The organism is Bradyrhizobium sp. Kon56, assembly GCF_055807635.1.
Genome location: NZ_JBVVOU010000046.1, coordinates 16,136 through 28,383, shown reverse-complemented (window position 1 = coordinate 28,383; position 12,248 = coordinate 16,136). Strand labels below are relative to the sequence as shown.

General features: G+C 58.1%; 12 protein-coding genes and 1 pseudogene. 10 read left to right on the top strand and 3 right to left on the bottom strand.

From position 1 onward, the window contains the following. Positions 1-747: 747 nt before the first annotated feature. The 3 genes and pseudogenes from AC0L3B_RS35555 to AC0L3B_RS35545 all read right to left on the bottom strand — a co-directional run bounded on the left by AC0L3B_RS35555 (position 748) and on the right by AC0L3B_RS35545 (position 4,466). A complete protein-coding gene (locus AC0L3B_RS35555) occupies positions 748-1,902 on the bottom strand; it encodes a TlpA disulfide reductase family protein (protein WP_204513343.1) in 1,155 nt (384 codons plus the stop codon). Between the two features lie 774 nt (positions 1,903-2,676). Further along, positions 2,677-3,638 (bottom strand): annotated as a pseudogene (locus AC0L3B_RS35550) (IS630 family transposase). A gap of 237 nt (positions 3,639-3,875) precedes the next feature. Then, positions 3,876-4,466 (bottom strand): hypothetical protein, encoded by a 591-nt coding sequence (locus tag AC0L3B_RS35545; protein ID WP_204513344.1) that lies wholly within the window; start codon positions 4,464-4,466, stop codon positions 3,876-3,878. A gap of 324 nt (positions 4,467-4,790) precedes the next feature. Between AC0L3B_RS35545 and AC0L3B_RS35540 the strand changes: the two genes are divergently transcribed. The 10 genes from AC0L3B_RS35540 (at position 4,791) to AC0L3B_RS35495 (ending at position 11,820) form a co-directional block, all read left to right on the top strand. Further along, the gene (locus tag AC0L3B_RS35540; protein WP_085383472.1) at positions 4,791-5,111 is read left to right on the top strand and encodes an iron-sulfur cluster assembly accessory protein; all 321 of its coding nucleotides are present in this window, start codon (positions 4,791-4,793) and stop codon (positions 5,109-5,111) included. Between the two features lie 33 nt (positions 5,112-5,144). Beyond that, positions 5,145-5,438 (top strand): NifU family protein, encoded by a 294-nt coding sequence (locus AC0L3B_RS35535; RefSeq protein WP_204513346.1) that lies wholly within the window; start codon positions 5,145-5,147, stop codon positions 5,436-5,438. Between the two features lie 18 nt (positions 5,439-5,456). Next, positions 5,457-6,650: a cysteine desulfurase NifS gene (gene nifS / locus AC0L3B_RS35530; RefSeq protein WP_473382204.1), complete on the top strand. Its 1,194-nt coding sequence runs from the start codon at positions 5,457-5,459 to the stop codon at positions 6,648-6,650. After that, complete coding sequence (gene nifT / locus AC0L3B_RS35525) at positions 6,647-6,871, top strand: putative nitrogen fixation protein NifT (RefSeq protein ID WP_085383474.1); 225 nt, start codon at positions 6,647-6,649, stop codon at positions 6,869-6,871. Before nifS ends, nifT begins: the two co-directional genes overlap by 4 nt. 860 nt (positions 6,872-7,731) lie before the next feature. Beyond that, on the top strand, positions 7,732-9,285 hold the full coding sequence (gene nifB, locus AC0L3B_RS35520) for a nitrogenase cofactor biosynthesis protein NifB (protein ID WP_204513348.1): 1,554 nt from the start codon (positions 7,732-7,734) through the stop codon (positions 9,283-9,285). Between the two features lie 15 nt (positions 9,286-9,300). Beyond that, positions 9,301-9,525: a 4Fe-4S binding protein gene (locus tag AC0L3B_RS35515; RefSeq protein ID WP_473382203.1), complete on the top strand. Its 225-nt coding sequence runs from the start codon at positions 9,301-9,303 to the stop codon at positions 9,523-9,525. A 1,090-nt stretch (positions 9,526-10,615) separates the two neighbouring features. Then, positions 10,616-10,936 (top strand): nitrogen fixation protein NifZ, encoded by a 321-nt coding sequence (locus AC0L3B_RS35510; protein WP_204513349.1) that lies wholly within the window; start codon positions 10,616-10,618, stop codon positions 10,934-10,936. Next, the gene (locus tag AC0L3B_RS35505; RefSeq protein ID WP_085383480.1) at positions 10,933-11,172 is read left to right on the top strand and encodes a nitrogen fixation protein NifZ; all 240 of its coding nucleotides are present in this window, start codon (positions 10,933-10,935) and stop codon (positions 11,170-11,172) included. Before AC0L3B_RS35510 ends, AC0L3B_RS35505 begins: the two co-directional genes overlap by 4 nt. A gap of 11 nt (positions 11,173-11,183) precedes the next feature. After that, on the top strand, positions 11,184-11,543 hold the full coding sequence (locus tag AC0L3B_RS35500) for a DUF3024 domain-containing protein (RefSeq protein ID WP_085383481.1): 360 nt from the start codon (positions 11,184-11,186) through the stop codon (positions 11,541-11,543). Positions 11,544-11,553: 10 nt separating this feature from the next. Next, positions 11,554-11,820: a hypothetical protein gene (locus AC0L3B_RS35495; protein ID WP_473382202.1), complete on the top strand. Its 267-nt coding sequence runs from the start codon at positions 11,554-11,556 to the stop codon at positions 11,818-11,820. Positions 11,821-12,248 lie beyond the last annotated feature (428 nt).

The following is a 12,248-nucleotide window of genomic DNA, read 5'->3' as shown; positions in this document are numbered from 1 at the left end:
AATCGCGACGACGGGATCGTTACTCACTTTGTCCTCCATTGATTTGAGAATTCAGACAACAAAAAAGCCCCGGACCAACGAGGGCGGGGCTTCGGTAGAGTGGATTGCGTTCTCGTCGACGACTACACGCGCACGCCTCCCCGGGCCCCGAAGGCCGTGGTGGTTTTAGTGGTGCGTTTGGTGATCGTGAACATGACGGCGACTTATGCGGTATCGTTGTCGCAAAAATTGATGCTGAAGAGCCACGGATCAATGGCTTGAAGCATTCGAGATCGGACATTCTCAAGTCGCCTTCAGTACTATCTGAACCCCACCTCCATTTCAGGAACAAGAAGTTCTGTTTCGGTCTATCGTAGCCCAATAGTGCACTGGGTCAGCATATGCAGTTGCGCAACCGTAAGAATACCGTCAGATCGAACGCACGCCCGCTTGCATTTAAGAAGGGGACCGTTCGTACTGCAAGGCGAACATAACTGCGTGAGTAATGCGCGATGTGAATAACCGATTGAAGTCTCGAGCTACAAGATCGAGCATGTAAAACGCGCCAGCGGCATCCCTTGAGTGCAAGCAGTAACGCGACACCCAGCAAAGACGGGCCGCAGAGCGTCGCATCGCTTGTTGTGGGCTAGGCGTTCCTTGTGACTTGCGTTCGCAATCGCCTAAATGATCCTAGACGTTCTGCTGGTCGCGAGCGCTTCGAAGGCGCTTACTTACCCCCGATCGTGCATCTTCGATTAACATCTCTCTTCATGTCTCCTCCTGCGGCTGTACTTTGGGTCCAGGAGACGCTTCCTGCGAAATCGAACAAGACCCGCTGCAAACCTTCTCACCCCTGTAGTTGGCCAAGCTTTGCAACAACCGCGGCATATGATACTGTTTCGCACCTTTCCTCATTTCGTTCGGCATTGCTTTCGGATCGTCTAGCAATGTCATTGCCCGCTCGATCAGCTCGATCGCGCGTTGCTCGTCACCACTCTCGTAATAGTACTGAGCGACCATCCTATATGAAGAAACGGTGAGGCCGTCGCTGGCGTGCACAGAATTGAGGATATGTTCCGACACATCACCGCCGAGCGCAAAGCGTTCCGCACGCGGAAGGTGGGCCCTATCGTTCTCCGGATCAAAGATTTGCGTCATCACGGCAATCAGCCCACGCACAGCCTCTGACTGTTTATCAATCGCATCTCGAACCAGTTGGCGTAAGACCTGGAACCCGGTCGCCGTGTCGTGCATTTTGTGAAGCAACAGATCCGCATGAATCTGCCGCAAGTGGCGATTGTCCGGCATCGCGGCAATGCCCTCTTCGACCGCTGAGAGCGCCGTCTGCCAATCCTTTGCTTCCATCGCCGGTCGAACTGTCCGAAGGATTGAGAGTTCGCGAGCTATGCGTTCGTTTGTTGCAATTCGTTTCGCATCAGCGGCTTTAGCTTGATAGCTGCCGCGCCAAGTGCCATTGATAATTTTCGGCAAGACCTCGTCGAGTTGGATCGGATGACCGATGAAGGCAATGTGGCCGTCACGGTCGACGACGAACGATGTCGGAACCCCAAGAGAAGAGCTGGCATCCATCCAAAGCTTGTTCATTTCGCCTGTACTGTCGAACCCAATTCGATAGTTCAGATTTGAGAACTTTTCAGTCAACCATGCGTCCAGCTTGGTGCGAGCCTCATCCGCCGTTGGTGCTTGTTCCGTAGCTGCGACTCCGACGATCTCAAGCCCTTCGTCTTTGTATTTTGCTTGCAGCTCTATGAGATGGGGCATCGCCCCCACACATGGGCCGCACCAACTTGCCCAGAATTCGACGATGTACACTTTCCCTGGCCGGAAGTTCGTGAGGGGCTCGCCACGCAGCCAGTTCTCGACTTTGAGCGAAGGAGCCGGGGACGCCATGCACAGCACCATGATTGTCTCCAAAGTTAGTTGTTGCGCGACCTTGTCGCTGCATTGAATTAGCAATCATCGTGCCAGGCTCTCCGCGCGCACTAAGCACATGAAAAATCGTTGAAAACATCATACGCCCAATAGAGTCCCCTGTATGTGACCTGACATGCTTTGCGTCAGCGTCACGGGCACGCATCGCGCTCTTCGTCCCACCAAAACATTGTCATGCGAATGTGCATCCGTGAGCCGCGCCGTCGGCTCGCTTGCGGCTGCATTGGAGGAATACGCCACACAGCAGTATTCGCCTTGATGCTGTCGCCGCACTGCATGGCATCGCTACAGTAGAAGACGCACAAAAGAGCCTGTTCGTAACGGCATCAGGTATGCACCGCTTGCGAAGCGGTTTGCGGCCGGTATCATTCGCAATGAAATTTGGCGACATCCCGGGACGTGGCTCAATGGTGCGAGGCCGCGTCGGCCGCCATCCCCTGCGGAGAAATTGCGTCTGGTATCAGGGGCTCGCGTCAATCGTGTAATCACTGCGGCGCGGCAATCAGGATGGAACTGCGTATTGCCCCATGGAGGAATGTTCCCGAATTCGCGGATGGCGCCGGCTTTCTGCGGCACGGAGATCGGCCAGCCGCGGAGCGTCCCGATCGCCGGGCGGGCGTTCCTTGAACATCAGCATAGTGATCGCTCCTCGCGCGACATCTGAGCGCCGCTCAGGCCGGCAAAGGCCTGGAGCGCAACGCCAAAGACGATCCACCACCGTGGATCAGCCCTCTGAAATGACCGCTAGAGCGTTAGCCGATCAGGTTGCAAGTACCCTGCGGCCACGAAGTAGTTTGTGGATTCTGCGGGCGTGTAGGTGTCGACGATGCGACCAATAGCTTCCCAGAGACCATTGACCGTACGTTCGGCGGCCTTTCGCAAATTTGCTTTGAGCTTGGCGAATGCGTTCTCGATCGGGTTGAGGTCGGGGCTGTAGGGCGGAAGTTAGAGGAGCGTTGCGCCGGGGGCTTCGATCATCTGGCGTATGCGCAGCCCTTTATGGCTGGAGAGGTTGTCCATGATGACAATCGGTCTTGCGGAAGTTCCGGGATGTGCACCTTTTCCACACGTAAGTCTCGAAGGCATCACGGTTGATAGGCTATCGAGCATCCAGGGCGCGATGATACCGCGCGTCGTTAAAGCGGCCCCGCAGGTTGTTGTTTTCCAGTGGCCGTGCGGAACGGCAGCTCGCAGACGTTTGCCGCGCTGGCAGCGGCGATGTGTTCGCGCCATGTTGGTCGACGCCCAGGTCTCATCAATGAAGACGAGCCGCTCCCGATCGAGCTTGCCTTGGCTCGCACGCCAGGCTTCCCGCCGCGTCAAGACATCCGGGCGATCCTGCTCTGTGGCATGGGCGGTCGTTTTTTGCGCGTGATGTTGTGGCGCTCGAAGAAGCGCCGGATCGTCCCATAGCCAAAGGAAAGACCTTCCTTGCTCAGGCTGTCACGCAATTCCTCGATGGTGATGTCAGGGGTTGCCTTGAGCAAGGCCATAATCCTCGTCTGATGGGCATCGATCCGATGGGACTTGCGATCGCCGCCCTGAGCCCTTGGCTGGGCATCCCCTTGCTCCCGCTGGCGTATCCGCCACCGGCTGACGCTCGCCGCGCTTACTCCAAACCGCTCGGCAGCATGCCGGCCGGAGACGCCGCCCGCAAGGGTGCCAAGCACTCGTTCACGAAGGTCCATCGACAGCGGCTTCGCCATGCCCGCCGGCGTCCCGTCCCGGCGGGTAGCTTGAATCACCAAAACGCTGATTTGTGAATCCCCAACGATTCAGTCAGGTGGGCTAACGCTCTAGCAGAGTGGCCGCGTGATCCCCCAAACGTAGACCGAGAAGCGCATCACGAGGGTTTGTCAAAGCCAGTCCCACGCGATGCGGCTGCAGTGACTCTCTTTGCGGCAGACTCGTCGAGCTGGCGAGAGAGGGTCTTGAGGGCTTTCTCAGACGGGGCGGTTTTCGCTTCTGTTCTTTACTGGTTCCATTTTAGTCAGCCCGTCCTCGTATGAGATCTCCCTGTATGATCCGCCGATGTCCTTGGCCGCGTCGAGCAAGTAATCGAGCCTACCGGCTGTACCGAGCTTCTTGATGTCATTCTTATCGACGCCGGCGAGGTCCATCATTTCTTTCCACACAGTGGATTCGTCGCAAGGCAGAATGCGGAAGGTGATGTCACCTATCTTGGTGCGGTACTTCGCGAGCAGATCAATGTTGTTGCAGAACATGAAATAGCTGCCGTTGGGGCTCAGCCTGCCATCCAGCACCTTCGCGGCCTCGGGTAGATACGCGAAGGAATGCAGATATCCGGCAAGCACTGGGATGGTCGGTTCACCTTCCTGCGCGATTGCAAGAACTTGTTCGATGGAATAGTCCGGCGGTCGCTTTTCGTCGGCAAGCTGGGCTTGGAACTTCAGCGCGATGTCGCCTCGAAATCCAAATCGCCTCGACTTCGTTGTTTCGCTCTTAAGCACCGCATTCAGCAACCGCCCCTCCTTGTCCAGCGGGCCAAGAGCGGTGTTGTCGATCGAGGTCATGGAAGGCTCCTCATCAAGTGTGGTGTGCACGCGTCGCCCAATGCGACGTGTCCGCGACCTTCATGCAAGTTGTTTGCCGTCCCCCTGTGTCTGCCGCGACGTAGAGCGTAAGCGGCGTTTTGGCGCGATGTGCATGGTTACGTGCTGGCAGTATCACGAGGTCTCGGCTGGATCACGTCGCGATGATGGAAACCCGCCTGTCGCGAATCCGACAAGTCGCAAATCGAATGCTGGGTCCCGCAGAACAAGCTGATCCCAGCTGCATTTCGACTGGCATGGGATTTGCGATTTGTGCCTTGCGACAGAAGCGAGAGCGAGCCAGAGATGATCCACCTGACGGATAGCGCCATCAAGGCACTGAAGGCCGCAATCTCCTCGACTGCGCAGCCGACAAACGGTTTGCGGATCATGATCGAAGGCGGCGGCTGCCAGGGATTCACATATAAAATGGGTCTTGCTCATGAGCCGAGCTCCGATGAGACAGTGTTCGAGCAAGGCGGGATAAAAGTGTTCGTCGACAACGCAAGCCGGGAGCATCTCAACGGCACCACAATCGATTTCGTGGTGTCCCTCGAAGGATCAGGGTTCCGCTTCGATAACCCAAATGCCAAATCGAGCTGTTCCTGCGGCAAATCATTCAGCTGAGTCGCCTTGGGACCAATGGAAGGAGCATCGAACATGGGCCTGAAGGCTGAACGGATGAAGCAGTGTTCGACTATCGAGCCTGCCGATCGCGAGCGGATCGTCCGCGCCGTGCTCGATGAGAGTCGGCCAAGCCTCAGGCGCGATGGGGGAGATTGTGAGCTCGTCGCAATAGACGGCAATAAGATCATGGTCAGGCTCGCTGGCGCTTGCATGGTATGCAAGCTTGCGGGCACGACGCTCGCGACCATTCAGGCGCGCCTGATCGAGCGGCTCGGCGAGTTTGTCCGCCTGATCCCGCTCCCCGGAGCTGCGAAAGTGAGGCATTAAGTGCAGAGCGAACTCTCCGTGCGGCCGATTTACCTCGACAATAACGCCACGACCCCTGCACATCCCTTGGTGGTTGCCGCGATGCTGCCGTTCTTCTCTGGGCAATTCGGCAATGCGTCCTCCGGGCATGCATTCGGCATTGAGGTTGCGCCCGCATTGACGCAGGCGCGCCGAAATGTGCAGGCTCTCATTGGCGCGGCATTCGATCACGAGATCGTTTTCACCTCCGGCGCGACGGAATCTGACAACACTGCGATCCTGTCCGCGCTCGCCGTGCAGGAAGGACGCGACGAGATCGTCACAACGGCCGTTGAGCATTCGGCCGTGCTGTCTGTTGCCCAGGAGCTGGGCCGACGAGGAATCAAGATCCACGTCATTCCGGTCGATGCAAGCGGTCGATTGGACATCGAGAGTTATGGCAACGCCTTGTCGGAGCGTACGTCAATCGCCTCGATCATGTGGGCCAATAATGAGACCGGTACGATCTTTCCGGTGAAGTCCCTCGCCAAGATGGCGCGCTCAGTCGGCGCGCTCTTTCACACCGATGCAGTCCAGGCCGTCGGGCGCATTCCAATTGACCTGAAGACGACGGATATCGATATGCTGTCGCTCTCCGGCCACAAGCTGCATGGTCCGAAGGGCATCGGCGCGCTGTACGTGCGCAATGACATTAAGTTCCGGCCGCTGATCTTCGGCGGCGCGCAAGAGCGGCGTCGCCGCGCTGGCACCGAAAACGTCCCAGGCATTGTTGGGCTCGGCAAGGCGGCGGAACTCGCGGCGGCACACCTCATACAAGATCAGATCCAGATTTGCGCGCTTCGCGACCGGCTGGAGCGCGGCATTCTCGCGCTCGGCGGTTGCATCGTGCTCGGTGATATCAAAAACCGCCTGCCAAATACCTCTAACATGGCCTTCGAGCGTCTCGAAGCGGAGGCCATCGTCCACCACCTGAATCGTGACGGAATTGCCACCTCACTCGGTTCAGCCTGCGCGTGCGGCTCGATGGAGCCGTCTCATGTCCTGCGCGCGATGAGAGTACCACCGACCTTTTTGCGCGGTGCGGTGCGCTTCTCGCTCTCGCGAGACACGGCGCCGGATGAGATCGGTCGTGCGCTGAAAGTCCTGGCGCACATTATTTCCAAACAGAGAGCCTTGTGGCGTGCGTGTCAGGAGCGTGCGGGCGAGAGTTCGCAACCTGCAGAGCCCCTATGAAGGTCATGATTCGTCGTTCGCCCGAGACAGGCCTTTCGATTTATGTACCCAAGAAAGATCTTGAGGAACCGATCGTCGATTGGGAGCACGAGACGCTGTGGGGTGGTTGGGTCAAAATCGCAAACGGCTGGGTGCTCGACCTACCGGAGATGGCGAGCGACACCACCCTACCAATCACCATAAACGCCAAGAAGCGCGGAGGCGAAGCAACCGAAAAATGAACGCTCCGTGTCTACGGACGTCGTCAAACTGGGATGTCCAGGGAAGTCTTGGCGGGCGCGGTGCGAGCGTACCGGTAAACGCGACAGCCCATGCAGCCTTGTTCGGAACCAAGATCGTGCTGCCGCGCGGGCCAAAGGCAGTATCTTGGCCGGGGCGCAGCATCGAGGCATCCGACCAGCGCAATGGTCTTGATGGGGAGGCCTTCGCGACCTCCCCCTTTTCGGCGACCGCCAGGCCGCTCGTTGCATTCCGCGCGTCTTAACAGCGTCGGGCCAATGGCTGGACTCGATAAGGTTCAGCTTTGAATGGTTGAGTCGCGCGCCGGCCCAGATCGCAGGCTCAGAAGTATCAACCTTCGTGATGATCCCTGACCCTGGCGAGCGGGCGTTTCTCTTCACCTGGTTGACAATGCCCTTCCGGAACATCACGCCGGGGTCCGCGTGATCTTCCATGGCATAGGTCAGTCACAGGACCGCTTTCTCTGCTTCTAGGCTCGCCTTATCAACCTGTCCTTCAAAGCGCCCGGAACGTCTTTTGCGGATTGTGCTTTGCCTAGGCGTCACATTCTGACGGAAGATCAACTTTCAAACGACGCCACCCGCTTGCCGCTTGCCGAAGCCATAGCTGAGCAGCCTGCCGGGCCTCAAAACAATGGTGTCAGCGCTGTTGTGATCGCAATCCCTGTCAGCTTTCCAACATGAATTGGTAAAGCTAACAATCGACCAGGGCTTAGCTAAGTGCTTGAAAGCGAACTGTTAAATTCATTCCGCAGGAATGGCACGCCAGTTGCTCTTGGCTTTCCAGAAAGACTCTGGGGATGCTTGCCGAAAGGGTTCGGCTTGCGAAGAGAATTGGAACAATGAGTACTTCAGCGCAACACCAGGTATCCTGCGGCGGCGACATCAGCGAGACCTTGCAAGTCATGGCGACGCACAAGGGCTGCGGTACGATCGGTGGCAGCGGTAAGGCAAGCTGCGGATCTCAGGCTGGCATCGCCAATCTGCCAATTGAGATCTGGGAAAAGGTGAAGAACCATCCGTGTTACAGCCAGGAGGCGCACCACCATTATGCCCGCATGCATGTCGCCGTCGCACCCGCCTGCAATATCCAATGCAATTACTGCAATCGTAAGTACGATTGCGCCAACGAATCGCGTCCTGGCATTGTCAGTGAAAAGTTGACGCCGATGCAGGCCGCCAAGAAGGTGCTGGCGGTCGCTTCCGCGATCCCTCAGATGAGCGTGGTCGGCGTTGCCGGTCCTGGCGATCCGCTCGCGAACCCGGAAAAGACATTCAGGACATTCGAGCTCGTCAATAGGCTCGCGCCAGATCTCAAGCTGTGCCTCTCGACGAACGGCCTTGCGCTACCCGATCATGTCGACACAATCGCGAGACTCAAGGTCGACCACGTGACGATCACGATCAACATGATCGATCCCGAAATTGGTGCAAAGATCCATCCGTGGATCTTTTACGGCCACAAGCGCTGCACCGGCATTGAAGCCGCAAGAATACTCAGCAATCGACAGCTCCAAGGGCTGGAGATGCTCACCGCGCGCGGCGTCCTGTGCAAGGTCAACTCGGTGATGATCCCCGGGATTAACGATCAGCATCTGGTCGAGGTTAACAAGGCCGTGAAGTCGCGCGGCGCCTTCCTGCATAACGTGATGCCGCTGATATCGTCGCCGGAGCATGGGACCGTCTTCGGCCTCAGGGGGCAACGCGGCCCGACTGCACAGGAAGTGACAGCATTGCAGGATAGCTGCGAAAGCGAGATGAACATGATGCGTCACTGTCGCCAGTGCCGGGCTGACGCCGTCGGACTGCTCGGGGAGGACCGTGGCGCGGAGTTCACCATGGAAAAAATCATGGCGATGGACATCAAATACGACGAGCAGGCCCGGAAGGAGTATCAGGCTAAGGTTGAGAAGGCGCGCACCGCGAACCTTGTGGCCAAGCAGGAGGCGCTTGCGCGGCTCGCCAGCGCGTCCAGCAAAATCAAGGTGCTGGTGGCGGTTGCAACCAAGGGCTCGGGATTGATCAACCAGCACTTCGGTCATGCCAAGGAGTTCCAGGTCTACGAGCTCTCGACTTCAGGCGCGAAATACGTTGGTCATCGAGCAATCCATTCCTATTGCCAAGATGGTCATGGCGAGGACAGCAAGCTCGAAATCGCCATCGGCGCCATCAAGGATTGCCACGCCATATTCGTGTCAAAGATCGGCGGCTGCCCGAAGGCCGAATTGATCAAGGCCGGCATAGAGCCGGTCGATCGGTACGCCTACGAGTTCATCGATGGCTCGGTCACCGGCTGGTTCAAACTCTATCTCGATAAAGTCAATGAGGGGAAGATCAATCACGTTGAAAGGGTCAATGCGGCGGCCTGCTCCAACGCGCTGACTTCCGCCGCCTGAGGATGGGTTCAAATAATGCCGTTCAAGATCATCGCGTCGCAATGCACGGGCTGTTCGGCGTGCGAAACGCAATGCCCGAACCTCGCTATTTTCGAGCGAGCCGGCGTTTTCCTGATTGATCCTGAGAAATGCACCGAGTGCGCCGGCTACTTTGACGAGCCACAATGCGTGGCGGTTTGCCCCGTTGACAATACATGCGTGCTCGACGCGGCGCTGCCGCGTCACCAGGAGCCTGCTTGAGGGCCACGATGGATGTCATGACGACACTAGCGGTTCAGAAACTCGGGCGGTTGATGCTCCGCATTAGCGGCCGGCGGCCGCGGCCGTTGCCTTCTCAAACCGGATGGAAGGCTCGCCCTGGTCGCCAAGCTATTCGCCAGCTACCAAGCCATATTCTGGCGACGCGGGCATCGGCGGGACTGCGTCAAACGATTTCTGTCCGCCCGAAGCCCGCTCTCCTGAGCGTCGCGGATCGAATTCGCTGGACGCGTCTTCCGCGACATCGATCCAGTCCCCTGCAGCCATCCTTGAATCGGCGACATTCATGCTCAAGTCGTTCTTCAGTCCGCCATCCGAGAGAAACGAGGGCGTCCTCACCGACTCCTGCGTTGGTCGTGCGGTGTCGAGCTGGCCTAGCATCATCTCAGGGCGGGCAGGGTGATCCTATCAACATGCCGAAAATCGACCTGCGCCAAGCCAACGCGTTCGCACCCGATCACGTGATGCGGAGAAGCGGTTTCCTGCCGAATGGCGCTCGCGGCGCCGGCAAGCCCGAGTTTGGCCGCTATGGCCCTGGCGTGCGCCGTCCTGTTCTCGTTCAACGCTCTTGCGCCTGCTTGCGTCTCGGGCAACTCGAGAACCGACGCAGCTGTCAAAGGACTGGTGGGGCTCGCTTCCACGCACAAGGTCAGCGCCGAGGTGTTTTTATGGGATGCTTGAGCCTATGGACGGGACCGTGAATGGTGACGTCCACGATGCCCTCAGTTGCCGGGGTAATCAGGCCGACTCCGCCGGCTGTGCGCATCGGGCTGAAACACGCGGCTCGCGGCCGCTCAACCATGCCTCCGTCGATGACGGACGCGCGTGCCGCATCGAGGGCTTGTTCAACATCAACCATGGGCTCACGGATAGTTATCTCGAGCATCTGGACTTGAAGTTGCGGGCGTTGATGTTGCTGCACCGGGGGTCTCGATAGGCTCATGCAATCCGTGATCGCAAGTCGCGCCGCCGTGCGGGGATCGACGCGGTTGATCGGGGATAATGATAAGGGGGTCCGTGAGGCAGGGCCTTGGCGAGACGTTGTATCGAACTGTGGAACGGGGACGACAGCATGAGCAACATCGCCCGCGATAGTGAGATCGTCGAGCTGACGGACACCCCCTTGTTTGATTATGGCGACAAGGTGCGGGCCAACCGCACCATCCGCAACGACGGCACCTATGTGGGCAAGGAGATCGGTGAGGTTCTGGTCAAGAAAGGTGAGCTTGGCTATGTCGTCTCGATCGGCACGTTCCTACAACAATTTTATATCTATGGGGTCGAATTCCTCGGCTCCGGCTATCGCGTCGGCATGAAAGGCAAGGAGCTCGATCTAGTCAGGCGAAGCCACGAAGGCGAGGGGCCTTCCTTGCCAGGAGCGGCATCCCGATGATCGAACCAAGACTGCCAAGATACCACTCAGGCCAACGTGTCAAGGCGGCGATAGATCTGCTCAACGACGGTTCCTTTCCGGACGCGTCGCCGGAAGAGTGTCTGGTCAGCGTCGGGCACGTTGGTGAGATCGTCCAGATCGGTCGCCATACGGAAGCGAACCTATTCATTTATATGGTCGACTTCGGCAAGCAGTTGGTGGTTGGCTGCATCGAGGAAGAAATCTCTGCATTCTAGGAGGTTGAGGAATGAACGCGGCAATCATCAGAAGACATCATTCCGGCTTGCCTGCGCATCCCAACGAGCTCGATCGATGGCGAATCGTGCGCGCACTCACGAAGCGCGAGCGCTACCGATATGTCTCGCCAGAGGTGACTGCGGTTCCTGGCGGCTATCTGGTCGAGAGCCCGTGTTGCTCAGGCAATATCAATGCGGAGGGCGGCCTCGTCGAGGTCGCCCTGCTGCGCCACGACAGGACTGGGGCGGCATGGCAGCTGTTCCGCAAAGATCACCGTAAGGGCGTCTGGGAGTGGCATTCGACCCATCAACGGCTTGGCTTGGCGACAACGGTTCTGAATACCGATCCTGAACGTTTATTCTGGCGATGAGGATTTGTGGATGGTGCGCCAAGGCGAATTGACGATGATCGAGCAGACGCTCGCCGCTATTGACATAGGCTCTGAGCCCTGCCTGACGCTCCGGCAGAAATTTCCACATCTTGCCTGGATTTGTTGCGACGCCTCCGACATGACGCACACCCCGTTCCGCCGGTTTGGCCAATTCGACCTGCATTTACTCGACTGCGGAAATCAATGTGCACAGATCACGAATGATCCGCGGCGCGCCAGCGGCATTGTGCTGGCCAAGCGCTCTGCCATGTCATAATCAAGCAGTCGCCTGCCGGTGCCAGCTCACAGGGCGCTAAGCCCGCGGGTTGTTTGCCATGCCGTCGTGCTAGGCCTGGCGAAATATCACGATCAGATCGCTCGCTCGTTCATCGGGTCCATGGCACGGGGCAGGCGATGGTCTCGCATCTTGTTCGCTGAGGATGGAATTGCCTGGCTATCTCTACGTGGCCTCTTCGATCAAGGATACTGCGGCGGTCAAATGAGGAAGAGCAAGCCGTGCTCGATCAGCTGACGAAGCAAACCTCAGCCGTCGCAGGATTCGCATTTGTGAGTACTCGACCTAGGTCCGCAGAAGCCCAGAAAGTATGAGAGGACGTTTATTCTTCGCGCGGTAACGCCGTACACGCGCGGTGAAGGCCGGTTCATGATGCGCGGGAGCACCACGATTGTCCTGGCCGATCCAGC